The following is a 16,096-nucleotide window of genomic DNA, read 5'->3' as shown; positions in this document are numbered from 1 at the left end:
CCTCCGGATCAAAGGGTAATGTCGAGGATGGCACCGCGGCCCAGCGCGCCGGTTTGCGCGACGCGCACTGAAAGGGGGCCGGAAACCGGGGCGCCGAAGTCGGCCGCTTGCATGGCGGCCGTGTAGGTGAAGACAGGTGTGGCAAGGCCGGAAACCGTCCGCACCACTGCCGCGCCGTTCAGGATGTCAATCTCATAGCCCTCGGCCGCCTCGCTCAGAGGCACTTCGGTCAGGGCCCAGTTATCGCCGGTAAAGGCGCGGGTGCGGCGGGTCCAGCTAAGCGCGATATCGCCGCCGGGCAGGTTAATCCGCTTGGCGTGACACGGCCGCCAAGGGCGCAAGCCGCGGGCCGATGGCGCGAAGGTGACAGCAAGGTTTGCCGGATCGCCCGCCGGTTTGCTCGAGGCCCCGATCCGCCAGTTCCACGCCGCGCCATAGTCGGCGCTGCCGATCGGCAGGGGTTTGACCCCACCGTCCAGCATGACGACACGCGCCCCGGCCGTTGCGGGGTTTGCGATGGCGTCCTCGGTGCCGAGAAGGCCACGCAGAAGCCGGGTCAAGCGCCAGCGCCCGGGCGATTGCAGGCTGGCGGTCGCAAAGCCGACGATCTCCCAGAGATCGGGGGCGGTCTCGATCGCCAGCCAGTTCGTGCCGGAAAACACGGCCGCGTCGCCGACGCTGGCGAACTGGCCCGCGATCATGTCGACCCAAAGCTCGTTGCCGCGATCGAAGCGGTTGGTGGGCCCCGCATAGAAGGGGAAGGCCAGGGTGCCGAACCAGCCCGGTCGCGAAATCGTCGTCAGGACCGCGAAACCATCGGTCGAAGCCGATCGCCAGACGGCAGCCGTCCCATACCACGGGGCAGCATGGGCGGCGGCATAGGGTTGCCAGTCGGGGAAGTCCTCCGAAAGCTGCGGCAGGTTCATCAGCGCCACGAGGGGCGGGCCGTAGACGGCCTTCGCCCCCGACGTGGCGCCCCGATCGCTGCCAGGGGCCAGGTCATAAAGCGCGCGATCTGACCGGCGGGCTTCCACCCGCCGCCCAGCGCCATCGGTGATCGAGGTCAGGGAAAATTCGATCAGGCGGTTGTCGTGATCGAGCAGGATCACATCGGCCGGGTCCAGCGCCAGGCGCGAAGGCGGCAAGGTGAAGCTCGCCTTCTCACGGCCGACCCATGCCTCGAAGAGAGCCCGGCGCACCCCGCGTTCGGCGGCACCGCTGGTTGAGGCAATGGGCAGTTGCTCTGCGGAAATCCGGGCCGTGTCGACGGTGATCCGTCGCGCCTCGACCGTGATGCCTGCAAATTCCTCATCCCGCGCCATCAGCCGCCATTTGAGGGCGAGTGGCAGTTCGGTCTCTTGCGCGCGGGTCAGTTCCAGATCCTCGGCCTCGCGGCTGGCAGCCACCAGCGTGTCGAGGGTGATGGTGGCGACGGGCCGCTGCCCCCGCATCCGAAACCTGATTTTGCCTTCGGCCTCGAAGGCATCGAAGCCGAAAAGGCGGGCAAGGGTCTCGATGGAGGCGCGTGGGCTTTCGATCGCGTTGACGGCGAAAAGCGGGCTTCGATCGATCCCGTGAGAGCGGCCATCGATGGGTCGAGCCCTTCGAGAAGGCCGTCGTTGCGGATCGTCTCGATCCGGTCGAGGTTGTTTGAATAGGACACCAGTCCTTCGCGATCTGCGCGGCGAATGGCCAGTTCCAGCGCCGCCAACTCGCTGTCGCGGATGCCCTGGGCCAGCATCAGCCGGGCATCCTCGGCGCGCAGCTTCCAGAACTTGCGGCGGTCGTCATCCACCCTTGTAATGCAATGGGGGAACATCTCCTCCAGCGCCTTGGTCATCCGCTGCGCGGTGCGGCGGTCGACGCCGAACTCCGCCTCGATCTCGGTCAGCGACACGCCCAGATAGCGGGCGGTCGCCAGTTCCGCGAGGCGGAGCAAGTCGGCGGCTTTCTGGAAGGACATCGCAGCACCCTGTCAGGATTTGCCACCCTTATGCCGCAGGGTGAGGCTGTTGACGATTCCTTTACCACGATCCGCGCCACAGGGAGCCGACCGATGCAGATGAACCACGCCGCCTTTGCCTGTTCGCCCGCGCTTCGCACCTCGCTCAAGAGGGGCCTTGCGCGGCAAACCATCGCCATGGCCGACCGCGCCGCCTCCGACATGCCGGGCCTGTTCCGCATTGCGGCAGGCCTGCGCCCCAACGCCAAGGCGGTGGAACGCCTTGCCCTTCGGCTTAAGGGCCGCCCCGGTGTGGTGCGCGTGGCGATGGCGCCCGGCGGCAAGGGGCTGAGCCTGATCACCCGTGCCGTGCGCGCGGTAGAGGCCCGGGTCGAAGGCGCGACGGTGTTCCACGAAACCGGGCTGATCTATCTGCGCGCCCGGGTCGGGATGGTGGGCCCGATCCTCGGCTTGCGGCTGTCCGCCGTCAGCTTCTGCGCCCATGCGTTGGAGCGGCTGGTGGAACGGTCCGACATCGACCTTCAGAACGCGCTACTGCCGCAGGTCGATGCCGAGGCGCAGGCCATCTTCCGCGGCTGGGATCGTGCGGCCCGGATCGAGGAGGCGGGCGACGAATACTACCCTGCCGCCTCGCCGGGCCTCTGGGCCGGAGGCCATGACGAGATGGCGCTGGACCCGGACTGGGGGCTGTCCAACGGCTGCGGGCGCCTGCCGGTCTTTTCCGCCCGCACCTTCCTCTCCGAGGCCGAGATGCGCCCGACCGTCTGGCTGCGCTGGAAGGATGATCCCGCCTGCCGGATGGCATGAGGCAAGGGGTTGATCGGGCGGGATTTCCCGGCAAGGTTGGGACAAGGGCAAAGGCAGCTCAGGCATGAACGCATTCCGGTTTCTTCACTCTTCCGACCTGCATCTGGGCCGCGCCTTCGGCGGTTACCCCGAAGGCATCCGGCACAGGTTGCGCGAGGCGCGGCATGGGGCGATTGCCCGGCTGGCGCAGGCCGCGCGGGCGGGCGGGGCCGGGGTGGTGCTGCTGGCGGGCGATACGTTCGACGCCGAAACCCCCGCGCCCGAGACGCTGCGGCAGGCCCTGCGCGCGATGGGGGAAGAAGGCGATCTGACCTGGGTCCTGCTGCCCGGCAACCATGACAGCCTTGCGGCATCCGAACTCTGGCGGCGCATCGCACAGGACGCGACCGCGAACCTGCGCGCGATCACCGATGACGCGCCGGTGGAACTGGCCCCCGGCCACTGGCTCCTGCCCGCGCCTTGCACGCAGCGCCGCCCCGGCCGCGACCTGACCGAGGCGATGGCGGCCCCGACCCCCGAAGGCGCGCGGCGCATCGGCCTTGGCCACGGCGCGATCACGGATTTTTCCGGCGAGGAAGGGGCGACCGGCATCATCCCGCCTGACCGGGCCGTGCGCTCGGGCCTTGACTACCTCGCCCTTGGCGACTGGCACGGGCAGATGCAGGTGACGCCCGCCACCTGGTATCCCGGCACGCCGGAACCCGACGGGTTCAAGCATGACGCGCCGGGGCGGGCGCTGCTGGTCACGCTGGACGGCCCTGCACAGGTGACGCCGGTGGAAACGGCCCATTTCCGCTGGATGCGCCCGGCGCTGGACCTGTTGCCGGGCGAGGATGTGGCCGCGCGCCTTGCCGCCGCCTTGCCCACTTCCCGCGTGCGGGATCATCTGATGCGGATCACGGTCACCGGGCGCCTGCCGCTGGCCGACTGCGCCGCGCTGGAAGCTGGCCTCGCCGCCCGCGCCCCCGATTTCGGCTGGTTCGCCGCCGATCTGTCCGCGCTGGCGGTCGAGGCGCTGCCCGAAGACCTGGACCAGATTGACCGGGCGGGCGCGCTGCGTCAGGCGGCCGAGGTGCTGCTGGCCGAGGCCGGGGATGCCGCCCTCAACCAGGCGGACCGCGACACCGCCCAGGCCGCCCTTGCCCGGCTTTATGCCCTGACGCAGGAGGTGCGGGCATGAGGCTGCGCAGCATCGAGCTGACCAACGTTCGCCGTTTCGCGGGCAAACGCGCGCGGCTGTCCGGCATCGGCGACGGCATCACCGTGCTGTCCGAACCCAACGAATTCGGCAAATCCACCTTTTTCGACGCGATCCATGCGGTGTTCTTTGAACGCTACGGCAGCCGGAACGCCGCCATCAAGGCGCTGCAACCCCATGCCGGGGGCGCGCCCGAGGCGGCAGTGGAGGTGGAGTTGCCCGAAGGCCGGTTCCGCATCGCCAAACGCTGGATCAGCAAGCCGCAGGCGCAGGTTCTGGACGCCACAGGCCGCCTGATCGCCCAGGCGGACGAGGCGGAGGCCTGGATCGACCGGCTGATGGGCGGCGGGCTGGCGGGGCCTTCGGGCCTTCTGTGGGTGCGGCAGGGGCTGATGGGGCTCGAATCCGACGACAAGCGCGAGAAGGAGCGTGACCTGACGGCCCGGCGCGACCTTCTGTCCTCGGTCGCGGGCGAGATCGACCTGATGACCGGCGGGCGGCGAATGGATGCGGTGATCGACCGCGTGGCCGAGGCGTTGGCGAAGCTGGCGACCGCCACGCGGCGCCCCAAGGCGGGGGGCGAATGGGCGCGGGCACTGGACGAGGCGGCGGCGCTGGCGGCGGAAGAGGCGGTGCTGCGCCCGCGGGCCGAGCGGCTTTCGGGCGATCTGGCCCGGCGGACCGAGGTGAACCGCACGCTGACCCGCCTGACCGATCCCGCCGATGCCGCCGCCCGCGCGCAGGCGCTGACGGACGCGCAGGCCGCGCATCAGGCGGCGCTGGCGCATCAGGCGCAGGTCACGCAGGCCGAAACCGCCTTGCGCCTTGCCCGGCTTGATGCCGACCGCCTGCGGCAGGAGATCGCGGCGGCGGAGACCCTTGCCGCCCGCGTGGCCGCTGCGCAGACCGCGCTGGCAAAGGCGGATGACGCCGCTGCCGCCGCCCGCGTCCGTGCCGATGACCTTGGCCAGCGCGACCGCGCCGCGACCGGGGCCGCCGAGGCGCTTGCGCACCAGACCTGCGACCTGCGGTCCCGGTTGCAGGCCGCGACCCGGGCCGAGACCGCGCAGGCCGCCAAGGCACAGGCCGAGGACCTGCAACGCCGCCTCGACCGCGCGACAGGGTTGCAAACGAGCCTCGACCAGACCCGCGCGCAGCGGGCGCGGATCACCGTGACCGCCCGGATGATCGAGGCCGCCGACAAGGCGCAATCCGCCCTCGACCTGGCCCGCGCGCGGGCCGAGGCGCAGGCGGTGACCATCGAGGCCCGTCCTGATGGTGCCCCCGCCATGCTGAACGGCGCGGCCTTGCCCGATGGCCCGGTGCCGATCCTGACTGTCACCGATCTGACCTTGCCAGGCTTCGGCAGCCTGCGGATCGACCCGGTTGCCGCGCGCAGCGGCGACGGCATTGCCCAGGCCGAACAGGCGCTTGCCCGCCTTCTGGCCGAGGCGCAGGCGGAAAGTCTGCCCGCCACGCGCGCGCAATGGGCCGAGGCGCAGCGGCTGGAGGCCGAGGCGAAACAGGCCGCCGCCCTGCTGGCCGAGGTCGCGCCCGAGGGTCTGGATGCGCTGCGCACGGCGCTTGCACGGGCCGAAACGCTGGCCGCCGACGCCCCCGAGGCGACCGGGGATGCCGCCAGCGTGGCGGCGGCGCTGGCGCAGGCCGAGGCCGCTGAACAGTCCGCCCGCGCCGCGACCAAGGCCGCGCATGACCTGTCGGTTCAGGCGGGCGAGGCGCGCGCGGCGGCGGAGGCCAACCGGGCAAGCGCCGACCGGCACCTGGCGGCCGCCCTGTCCGAGGCGGGCGATCCGGCCACCCTTGCCGCCCGCATCGCCGATCTGAAGGCCCGCGAACCGGCGCTGGCCGATGCCGTCACCACCGCCGCCCGCGCGCTGGAAACCCTGCGCGCCGCCGCCCCCGACCTGGCCACCGCCGAGGCCCGGCTGACCCGTGCAAAAGGCGCCGTCGATCAGGCCCGCGCCGCCGAACAGAAGGCGCGCGAGGAACTGGCGAGCCTGAACGCCACCATCGCCGCGCTGGCCGAGGAGGGGATCGAGGAACGGCTGGCCACAATCGCCGGTGACCGCGCCGAGGCCGAGGCCCGCGCCGCGCGCTACGATTCCGAGGTCCGCGCCCTGACCCGGCTGAAACGCGCGCTGGACGAGGCGCGGACAAAGGCGCGCGACGCCTATTTCGGCCCCGTGCTGCGCGAGTTGCAGCCGCTGCTGGCGATCCTGCACCCCGGCGCGCAGCTGACCATCGACGATACAAGCCTGCTCCCCGCAACGCTGACCCGCAACGGCCAGCCCGAGGCGCTGGAGATCCTCTCGGGCGGCACCCGCGAACAGGTGGCAATCCTGACGCGTCTTGCCTTCGCCCGCCTCTTTGCCGCCTCCGGTCGCTCCGTCCCCGTTATCCTTGACGACGCGCTCGTCCATTCCGACGACGACCGGATCGAGGCGATGTTCGACGCCCTCCACCGCACCGCGCGCGACCAGCAGATCCTGGTCCTCACCTGCCGCCAAAGAGCCTTTGCGGCACTTGGTGGGGAACGTGCCGAGGTCGCGCTGGAGGACATATGACGGCAGAAGGGCAAAACATCAGGTTAATCAAAGATCACCAAGTGCTTAGCGGTTGTATTAAACAGCCTGATGGCCCAACCTGCAGCAAAAGACCGTGAGAAAAATCAAATGCCCCTGACGCTTGCCCAACTTGAGCGGCACCTCTTTGCAGCCGCCGATATCCTTCGGGGGAAAATGGATGCCTCGGAGTTCAAGGAATACATCTTCGGGATGCTGTTTCTGAAGCGCTGTTCCGACGTTTTCGAGCAGGCCCGGCAGGGGGTTATCGAAAAGCGCATCGGGAACGGCATCGCGCCTGAACAGGCCGCAGAAGATGCCGAGAACAAGGTCTGGTATGGTCGCAGCGGCACGTTCTGGGTTCCACCGCAATCCCGGTTTACCTTCCTTGTCGATGAAGCCCATGAGAACATCGGCGACAAGCTGAACAAGGCCCTCGGTGGCATCGAATCCGAGAACATCGCCCTTGAAGGCGTTCTCGACCACATCGACTTCACCCGCAAGGTCGGCCAGAGCAAGATCAGCGACCAGAAGCTGCGCCAGCTGATTACCCATTTCGGGGAAATCCGCCTTCGGAACGAGGACTTCGAATTCCCGGATCTGCTTGGCGCCGCCTACGAATACCTGATCGCCGAATTCGCCGACTCAGCCGGCAAGAAGGGCGGGGAGTTCTACACCCCCCGGTCTGTTGTCAGGATGATGGTGCGCCTCCTGAAGCCGACCCTTGAACATGACATCTATGACCCCTGCTGCGGGTCGGGTGGCATGCTGATCGCGGCCAAGGATTACATTGACGAACACGGACAGGATGGGCGCAAGGCCAACCTCTTTGGGCAGGAAAACGCGGGCACCGTCTGGTCTATCGCCAAGATGAACATGCTGCTCCACGGGATCAGCAGCGCCGACTTGCGCAACGAGGATACTCTGGGCGAACCCCAGCATGTCGAGAATGGCGAACTGCGCCGGTTCGACCGCATCCTGACCAATCCGCCCTTCTCCCTCCCCTGGGGGTCAAAGGACAAGGACCGGTCTGGCGAATACACGTGGCAGCCCAAGTTCCCCGAACGCTTCTTCCACGAGGTTCCGCGCGGCGCCAAGAAGGCTGACCTCATGTTCCTCCAGCACATGCTGCACGTCACGCGTGACGGCGGCATGATCGCCACCGTCATGCCCCACGGCGTGCTGTTCCGCGGGGGCGATGAGGGCAAGATCCGCCAGAGGATCATCGAACAGGACCAGATCGAGGCGATCATCGGCCTCGGCCCCCAGCTTTTCTACGGCACCGGCATCCCGGCCTGCGTCATTGTCCTGCGCCAGCGCGTCCATAACGGCGCGAACCTTGTCTCGGGCAAGCCGAAGGACCGGCAGGGCAAGATCCTCTTCATCAACGCCGACCGCGAATATTTCGAAGGCCGGGCGCAGAACCACCTCATGCCCGAGCACATCGAAAAGATCGTCACGACCTTCGAGGAATACCGCGAGATCCCCGGCTTTTCGACCATCGTCGACATCGACACCCTGCGCGACAACGATTTCAACCTGAACATCCGCCGCTATGCCGATAACGCGCCGCCGCCCGAACCGCATGACGTGCGCGCGCATCTGGTGGGCGGCATCCCGAAGGCCGAGGTCGCGGCGAAGGCCGACCTGTTCCGCGCCCATGGGCTGAACCCGATGGACCTGCTGGTGCCACGCGATGACCGATACCTCGACTTCGCCCCGCACCTGACCGCGAAATCTGACCTGAAACCGGCCGTTGAGGCCAACGCGGGTCTGCAAGCGCGCGAGGCGGAAATCCGAGCCGCCTTCAACGTCTGGTGGGCCGCGCATCAGGATGGGATCGTCGCGCTGGCCGGGGCCGATCAGGCCGCCGCCCTCATCAAGCTCCGCGATGAACTCCTGTCCAGCTTTTCCGAAACGCTCGAAGGGCTGGCCATGCTCGACCCCTTCACCGTGCGGGGCATCATCGCGCAGTTCTGGCAGGCATCGCGGTTCGATTTCCTCACCCTCATGGCGCGCGACAGCCGGGGCGTGGTCGATGCCTGGCGCACCTCCATCGTCACCGCGCTGGAGGACAAGGGCCACAAGGAAAGCCCGCTGGACCACAAGCTGGTCAGCTTCCTGATGGGCGGTTTCGTGCGCGAGATTGCGGAACTGGAGGCGCGCAAGGCGGAACTTGACACCAAGATCAAGGCCGCGACCGCCACGCCCGAGGAGGGCGAGGAAGAGGAGGACGACGCCGAACCCGTGGACGAGGCGCAAGTGAAGCGGTGGAAAAAAGAACTGGCCGAGGTCAAGAAGACGCTGAAGGCCAAGCATGCGCAATTCACCGATGCAATCAACGGGGCCGTGGACGGGCTGACCGAGGCGGATGCTGCGGCGCTGATCCTGAAGATCCTGCATGACGACATGGAAAAGATCCTGACCCGCTACATCGCCGCACAGCGCGGGCAGATCGTGGCGGCGTTTGACAACTGGTGGGACAAGTATCGCGTGACCCTGACCGAGATCGAAGGCGCGCGGGCCGAGGCGACGGGCAAGCTGGCCGGGTTCCTGAAGGGGTTGGGGTATGTCTGAAACAGCCAATCCACTGGATAATGCTGTTCCGCTTGGCGATCTGTTCCGGATCAATACCGCTCAGATCATTCCTAAGGCATTTCCCGGCAAGCTATTCACGCACTACAGTATTCCTGCTTATGATGAATTTCATGGGGCCGCGACTGAACCCTCAGGCACAATCGAAAGCAACAAGTTCTGGCTTTCAAATCCCTGCATTCTCGTATCGAAGCTGAACCCGCGAAAGCCGCGTGTTAAATCCGTGACGGATCCCGGCGATTTCACCTGTGCGTCAACTGAGTTTATCTGTTTTGAGCCACGATCAGACAATCAGGTTCTGAAATTTTGGGAAGCTTACTTTGCTAGCGGCTACTTTTCCAAGCGCTTGGCGAAAGTCGCTGTTGGATCTACCAACAGTCACACACGTGCGACACCTCGTGAAACCTTGAACTGGCTGGTTCCCAGCCCCGCTGTGGCTATTCAGTCCAAAATCGCCGAAATCCTCGACACGATTGACGTGGCGATCCGGGGGACCGAGGCGGTGGTGGCCAAGTTGCGGGCGATGAAGCAGGGGCTGCTGCATGACCTGCTGACCCGCGGCATCGACGCGAACGGCGACCTCCGCCCCCCACAGCCCGAGGCCCCCCACCTCTACCACCAAACCCCGCTCGGCTGGCTGCCGAAGGAGTGGGACTACACCAACCTTGGCGATGTAATTGCATCCATCGACTCCGGCTGGAGTCCTGCATGTATTGAAACTCCGCCTGCAGCCGGGGAGTGGGGTGTTCTGAAAGTGAGCGCCGTCACGAGGGGTTTCTACGATGACCAACAGGCAAAAACTCTTCCGACAGCCCTTAAGCCCCGACCAGCTCTTGAGGTCCAAGACGGTGACGTAATCCTTACCCGTGCAAACGGCGTCGCCGAACTTGTCGGCAAAACCGTGCAAGTGCGGAACACCCAGTCAAAGCTAATGCTTTCTGACAAGCTTCTGCGGTTGGTGCCTGACAAGAGAAAAATGACCAACGATTTCTTGGCGCTGCTGATGACCTCAGACTGTATTGTCCGGCAAATCGAGAAGTCTATGTCTGGAAGCAGTGGGCAAAAGAATATCTCTCAGTCGCAGATCAGGTCATTCGAATGTTTCAGCCCAACTGTTGACGAGCAGCAGATGATTATGAGCCGAGTCAACGCGTTTGAAGTGCGCATATCCGCCGAGGAGAAAGAACTACACAAACTCCGCCTCCAGAAATCCGGCCTGATGGACGACCTGCTCGCCGGCCGGGTTCCCGTCACGCCCTTGTTGTAACCGAAGGGTCCGGTCATGGGTCACGAGTATGACGATGTGGAACTGCCCTTCCTGAACCAGTGCCGCGCCATGGGCTGGCAGGTGCAGGAGGGGGCAAAGGACGACCCCAGCCTGACCGGGCGCGCCACCTTCCGCGACACCATCGCCGAGGCCTGCCTGCGCGACCGTCTGCGCGCCATCAACCCCGGCCCCGATGGCCAGCCCTGGCTGGACGATGCCCGCCTGTCCGAGGCCGTCAGCGCCCTGACTCGCCACGGTCAGCGCGGGCTGATGGAGGCGAACCAGGCGGTGACGGAACTGCTGCTGCGCGGCCTGACGGTCGAGGGCCTGCCCGGCTGGGACGGCGGGCGCGGCCAGACCATCCGCTACATCGACTGGGACGATGTGGGGGCCAACACCTTCACCATCGCCAACCAGTTCCGCATCGACTGCCCGCCGGGCCATGATGTGGGCAAGGGTTTCATCATCCCCGACCTCGTCCTGCTGGTGAACGGCATCCCGGTCGTGGTGGTCGAGGCGAAAAGCCCCGCCATCCCCGAACCGCTGGCCGAGGCGGTCAAACAACTCCGCCGCTACCACAACGCCCGCAAGGCCGCGTTGGAGGTGGAGGAGAACGAGGGCGCACCTGCGCTGTTCGCCAGCGTCCAGTTGCTGATCGCCACAAGCTTCGATCAGGCCCGTGTGGGCTGCATCGGCGCAGGCGTGGAACATTACGGAAGCTGGAAAACCGTTGTCGGCCCGGATGGCACCGGGTCCGAAGATGCGGTGGCTGCGGGTTTGGGGAAGAAGGGCCTGTCGGAACAGGAACGCCTGATCGCCGGGATGCTGCAGCCCGCGCATCTGCTCGATATCCTGCGGCATTATCTCTTGTTCATGAATGTGGGCGGCCAGACCATCAAGACCGTCTGCCGCTATCAGCAATACCGCGCCGTGAACCGCGCGCTGGAACGGCTGCGCACCGGCAAGACCCGCGCGCTGGACGGCGAATATGACCGGCGCGGCGGGATCGTCTGGCACACGCAAGGGTCGGGCAAAAGCCTGACCATGGTGTTCATGATCCGCAAGATGCGGACCGATATGGCGCTGCGGAAGTTCAAGGTGATCATGGTCACCGACCGCCGCGACCTGCAAAGGCAACTGTCGGAAACGGCGACCCTGTCGGGCGATGTGGTCGAACTGGCGACGAATGCCGGGGCGCTGAAGCGGCTCGCGCGGCGCAAGGGGCCGGGGCTGGTCTTCGCCACGATCCAGAAATACCGCACCGAAGAGGATATGCCCGAGGTGACCAGGGGCCCGGCCTTCGAGGTGCTGAACGAGGATGAGACGATCCTTGTCGTGGTGGACGAGGCGCACCGCACTCAGGCCGGAGACCTGCACGCCAACCTGATGGCGGCCCTGCCAAATTGCGCCCGCATCGGCTTCACCGGCACGCCGATCATTATGGGCGAAAAGAAACGCACGGCGCAGATCTTTGGCGATTTCATCGACCGCTATACGATCAAGGAGGCCGAGGCCGACGGGGCCACGGTGCCGGTCCTGTATGAAGGGCGGACGGCCGAGGGCGCGGTGAAGGACGGGACCACGCTGGACGGGCTGTTCGAGGACATGTTTCGCGACCGGACCGAGGACGAGCTGGAGGCGATCCGTAAGAAATACGCAACCAAGGGCAACATCCTCGAGGCCCCGGCGCTGATTGCGGAAAAGGCCCGCGACATGCTGCGGCACTATGTGACGAACCTGCTGCCCAACGGCTACAAGGCGCAGGTCGTGGCCTACAGCCGCCTTGCGGTGATCCGGTATCATGCTGCGTTTCTTGAGGCGCGGGATGAGTTGTTGGCGCAGGCGGCCGCGCTGTCGGATCACGACAAGGCAATGGACGACGAGTTCCTGTGCAGCAAGCCGCCTGTGACGCAGGCCCTCGTCCAGGCTTGGCGGTATCGCGACACGCTGGCGCGGATCGAGTTTGCGCCCGTGATGTCGGGCGGCAACAACGATGACCCGACCTGGCGGCAATGGACGGAAGGCCATGCCCAGGAAGCCCGGATCAAGCGGTTCAAGAAACCCCTGTTCCACAAGGACCCGGCCAAGACCGATCCGCTGGCGTTCCTGATCGTCAAATCCATGCTTTTGACTGGGTTCGACGCCCCCATTGAGGGGGTGATGTATCTGGACCGGTCGATCCGCGAAGCCGAACTCTTGCAGGCCATCGCCCGGGTCAACCGGACAGGTTTCGGCAAGTCCTGCGGGATCGTCGTGGACTATTTCGGCGTGGCACATCACCTGAAGGCCGCCTTGGCCGCATATGCGGACGAGGATATCGAGGGCGCTCTGGTCGGGCTCAATGACCAGATCCCGGTGCTGCGAGATCGCCACATCCGGGTCATCGACATTTTCCGCAGGGCCGGCCTTGAGGACCTTTCTGATGATGAGGGCTGCCTGAATGTCCTTGCCACCGAGAAGGCCCGGGCCGAGTTCACAGTCAAGCTCAAGGACTTCCTAACCTCGCTTGAAATCATCCTGCCGCGTCCTGAAGGGCTTCCTTTCGTCAAGGATGCGAAGCGGTTGGCCTATATCCATGCCCGTGCGCGGAATCGATACCGCGATGTCATGTCGCTTGGGTCCGATGTCGGGGCAAAGGTCCGCAAGCTGATCGATGACCATGTGATTTCCTTGGGGATCGACCCGAAGATCCCGCCCGTTCAGCTGACCGATGCGAACTTTGACAACCATGTCGGGCAGACGACGGGCAGCCGTGCCAAAGCGTCGGAGATGGAACATGCGATCCGGTCGCACATCCGCAAGAACCTTGAGGCGGACCCTGTTCGTTTCAAGAAGATGTCGGAGCGCCTGAAGCAGATCCTAGATGGTCTTGGCCAGCAGTGGGATCAGATCATCGAACAGCTCCGGGCGCTTATCGATGAGCTTCGCTCAGAAGGCGCACCCGCTGACGGGACGGCGCCTGACATCCCCGAGGTTTATCTACCCTTCTTGCGGACCGTGCTGGAGGCTTGCGCCGCGGGGCCGCAAACGGACCCAGCCCAGTTGCAGGCCATCCACCAAATGACCGTCGAGATTGTTGACCGGATCATTGAGGAGGTGGGCTCCAACCGTTCGATCTGGAGCAGCTTCAAGCTTGCGGACCAAGAAAACCTGCGTTCGGAGGTATTCGAGATCATTTTTGACCGGCGGCTGAGCGGGTTCACGGTGGCCGATGCTGAAAGCCTAGCTGATGAGTTGATCCAGCAAGCCAAGGCAAACGATGAAAGGCTCAGGACAGCGTGATGCGTCGCCTTCCGCTTTCACCGATCAGAACTGGTGGCAAGCCAACCCGAACCAGTGATCACAGGCTGGAGGTTGATGGCCTGTCTTTCGAGGTTCACAGGAGTAATCGGCGCAAGACCTTGCAGATCACGGTCGAACGGACGGGAGCGCTTTCTATCGTTGCGCCATCTCAGGCCGCAGACCAGCAGCTGGTGGAGTTCGTTGAGGAAAAGCTGCTCTGGATCCACACCAAGATCGAAGAGAAGGCAAGGCTCCAACAGAGGGCGCCGATCAAGGAATTCGTTGATGGCGAGGGTTTCCTGTATCTGGGCAAGAGCTACCGGCTCAGGCTTATGGAAAACCAACTCGTGGATCTGTCGCTTCGCAACGGACGTTTCTGCCTTCGCAAGGCGTCTGCGCATCGGGGCCGGGAAATCTTGGTAAGCTGGTATACCCGCCGCGCGCAGGATTGGTTCGAACGACAAGTAACTGAGCAGGCGAACCGGATGGGCGTGACCGTCAGGGAAGTCAAAGTTCAGGATCTTGGCTATCGCTGGGGATCATTCGGTAGTGGTGGTCGGGTGTCTTTTCACTGGAAGGCTATTCTGCTACCGCCTCGGATCGCTCAATACGTGGTCATTCATGAACTCGCCCACGGCCTGCATCCAGACCATTCATCCGCCTTCTGGATCAAGGTCGAGCAGCATCTCCCCGACTGGCGCGGCCGGAAGTCGTGGCTAGCCGAGAATGGGATCCAAGTTGAAGGAATCTGACCTGATGCTTGGAACGCATGCGGCAGAAACGAAATAGAAGCACTATACTTAACCGAAGGGTGATCTGAGACCCGCCCGAATGGCCTCCTGTTTTTCATTGACGGTGGCGAAGGTCAGGGTGTCAGGCACCAAACTCATCCTCTCGAAATTGGGTCACGGCATGGCGGCAAAGTCTGAGCGGCGATGCCCTTCGACCATGTCGCGCAGTGCCTGCGGGGCAATCACCTCGACCTTGTCGCCCCATTGGTAGAGGTGCCAGGTCATCTCCAGCCAGCCCGCCGCGTGAAAGCGCACGATCAGACTGCCATCGTCCTGTGGTTCCAGGACCTGCTGCGGATGGAAGCGGAAGCCTGCGGCGCGGTCGGCGGCCTCCGGAGCAAAGCGCCAGACCACCTCGCCGTATTGCGCCGGATCCTGCCAGACGCCGAAGGCCAGCGCGGCGTATTCGGCGATGGTGAACCCGTCCTGAAATGCGAAGCTTTCATTCAGCGTCTCGGCCTCGTGGATGAGGTCGATGCGGAAGTTGCGCACCTCGTCCGCCTTGGCCGGATCGCGGGCGGCAAGATAGGTCCGATGGCCCAAAAGGACCCCGTGCGGTTCGAGGATGCGGGAAGCAGCGTCCTGATTGTAGCGCACGCGCAGGCGGAAGGGACCACGCAGGGCTTCGATGATCGCGTCGAGGATTGCGGGTTGAAGGCTGACCTTCGGCCCCGGCCGGGTGACCTGGCCCATCGCCATTAACACTGCCTCGGCATCCGCCTCGACCCGCGCCCGGGCGGGAACCCGCGCGAGCAGGCCATCGCGCAGGTCGTTCAATGCCTTGGCGTGGCGCAGCCGTCCCTCGGTCTCGGCCGTCCGGGCCGCGATATCCAGCGCCTCGACACCGGTTTCGTGCCGCAGCTGCAACTGCGACAGGCCGGGATTGATAAGCCGCCAGCGTCTTTTGCGGTCCTCTCCATCGGCAGCTTCGACATTGCCGAAGGTCTCCTCAAGCGCATCGGTCATTCGCTGCGCGGTGCGGTGCGAGACGCCGAATTCCTCGCAGATATCCTCCAGACTGACGCCGCCGCGCCGTGCAGCGGCAATCTGGGCAAGTCGGATCAGATCTTGGGCCTTCGAAAACGACATGCTGCCTCGCAAGCGTGTCAGAGATTGTCACCCCGGCAGGCTAGGAAGGTTGGTGCGACCTGTCGAGCCGATTCCCGAGTGATTTCCATCACCAGTTCCTTGGCCCGGCGGGCGCACCAAAGCATCGAGAGGAAGAACAATGGCTGGTCGTGTCATCAGGATCGAAAGGGTTTCATCACGAGGCGGCATCGTCGAGGAGCCTGTCTTCACGTCTAAGGGCTATCAGCTTGCCGATCCGGCGCATGGCAAACACAAGCACCACGCCGAACACGCGACCTATGTCCGGACGCTGGACGAGGCGGCCTCGCTTGTCAGTCGCGGCTTTTCGCTGCGCATGGGCGCAAAAGGCAAATCGCCATCCTTGATCGCGCCGAAGAGCCTCAGGATCGTGCGCGATAGTGATTTGTCGTTCGCCTAAACCTGCGCATGGTTCAGTGGGCGCGCGCCGATTTATCGGCGCGCAGAGCCCGACAGGAATTGACACCCAGGGCGCTTATTGAGGAACCTGTGACCTGACGAGAC

10 protein-coding genes and 1 pseudogene are annotated in these 16,096 nt (G+C 65.1%); 8 read left to right on the top strand and 3 right to left on the bottom strand.

What is annotated here, in order from left to right; all coding sequences use genetic code 11:
* Positions 1-8: 8 nt before the first annotated feature.
* On the bottom strand, positions 9-1,517 hold the full coding sequence (locus V6590_RS16940; protein WP_335424918.1) for a phage tail protein: 1,509 nt from the start codon (positions 1,515-1,517) through the stop codon (positions 9-11).
* 23 nt (positions 1,518-1,540) lie between these two features.
* A pseudogene (locus V6590_RS20975) lies at positions 1,541-1,663 on the bottom strand (phage tail tube protein); the annotation flags it as partial.
* A 393-nt stretch (positions 1,664-2,056) separates the two neighbouring features.
* Here V6590_RS20975 and V6590_RS16935 point away from each other — a divergent pair.
* The 7 genes from V6590_RS16935 to V6590_RS16905 all read left to right on the top strand — a co-directional run bounded on the left by V6590_RS16935 (position 2,057) and on the right by V6590_RS16905 (position 14,446).
* Positions 2,057-2,770 carry a hypothetical protein gene (locus tag V6590_RS16935; RefSeq protein WP_335424865.1) on the top strand — a complete coding sequence of 238 codons (714 nt, stop codon included), beginning with the start codon at positions 2,057-2,059 and terminating at the stop codon, positions 2,768-2,770.
* Positions 2,771-2,834: 64 nt separating this feature from the next.
* Positions 2,835-3,950: a metallophosphoesterase family protein gene (locus V6590_RS16930; protein WP_335424864.1), complete on the top strand. Its 1,116-nt coding sequence runs from the start codon at positions 2,835-2,837 to the stop codon at positions 3,948-3,950.
* A complete protein-coding gene (locus V6590_RS16925; RefSeq protein ID WP_335424863.1) occupies positions 3,947-6,553 on the top strand; it encodes an AAA family ATPase in 2,607 nt (868 codons plus the stop codon). The genes V6590_RS16930 and V6590_RS16925 overlap by 4 nt, the downstream gene beginning before the upstream one ends.
* A gap of 108 nt (positions 6,554-6,661) precedes the next feature.
* A complete protein-coding gene (locus V6590_RS16920) occupies positions 6,662-9,127 on the top strand; it encodes a type I restriction-modification system subunit M (protein ID WP_335424862.1) in 2,466 nt (821 codons plus the stop codon).
* Positions 9,120-10,412: a restriction endonuclease subunit S gene (locus tag V6590_RS16915; protein WP_335424861.1), complete on the top strand. Its 1,293-nt coding sequence runs from the start codon at positions 9,120-9,122 to the stop codon at positions 10,410-10,412. Before V6590_RS16920 ends, V6590_RS16915 begins: the two co-directional genes overlap by 8 nt.
* A 15-nt stretch (positions 10,413-10,427) precedes the next feature.
* The gene (locus V6590_RS16910) at positions 10,428-13,694 is read left to right on the top strand and encodes a type I restriction endonuclease subunit R (RefSeq protein WP_335424860.1); all 3,267 of its coding nucleotides are present in this window, start codon (positions 10,428-10,430) and stop codon (positions 13,692-13,694) included.
* The gene (locus V6590_RS16905) at positions 13,694-14,446 is read left to right on the top strand and encodes a M48 family metallopeptidase (RefSeq protein ID WP_335424859.1); all 753 of its coding nucleotides are present in this window, start codon (positions 13,694-13,696) and stop codon (positions 14,444-14,446) included. Before V6590_RS16910 ends, V6590_RS16905 begins: the two co-directional genes overlap by 1 nt.
* 153 nt (positions 14,447-14,599) lie before the next feature.
* On the opposite strand, the gene V6590_RS16900 is transcribed toward V6590_RS16905, so the two are convergent.
* On the bottom strand, positions 14,600-15,574 hold the full coding sequence (locus V6590_RS16900; RefSeq protein WP_335424858.1) for a helix-turn-helix transcriptional regulator: 975 nt from the start codon (positions 15,572-15,574) through the stop codon (positions 14,600-14,602).
* A 139-nt stretch (positions 15,575-15,713) separates the two neighbouring features.
* Here V6590_RS16900 and V6590_RS16895 point away from each other — a divergent pair, with 139 nt between their 5' ends.
* Positions 15,714-15,992 carry a hypothetical protein gene (locus tag V6590_RS16895; protein ID WP_335424857.1) on the top strand — a complete coding sequence of 93 codons (279 nt, stop codon included), beginning with the start codon at positions 15,714-15,716 and terminating at the stop codon, positions 15,990-15,992.
* The last annotated feature ends 104 nt before the right edge of the window (positions 15,993-16,096 follow it).

Source organism: Gemmobacter denitrificans (genome assembly GCF_036964905.1).
GTDB classification, from domain to species: Bacteria; Pseudomonadota; Alphaproteobacteria; order Rhodobacterales; family Rhodobacteraceae; genus Gemmobacter; species Gemmobacter denitrificans.
This window is presented reverse-complemented; position numbering and strand designations above follow the sequence as displayed.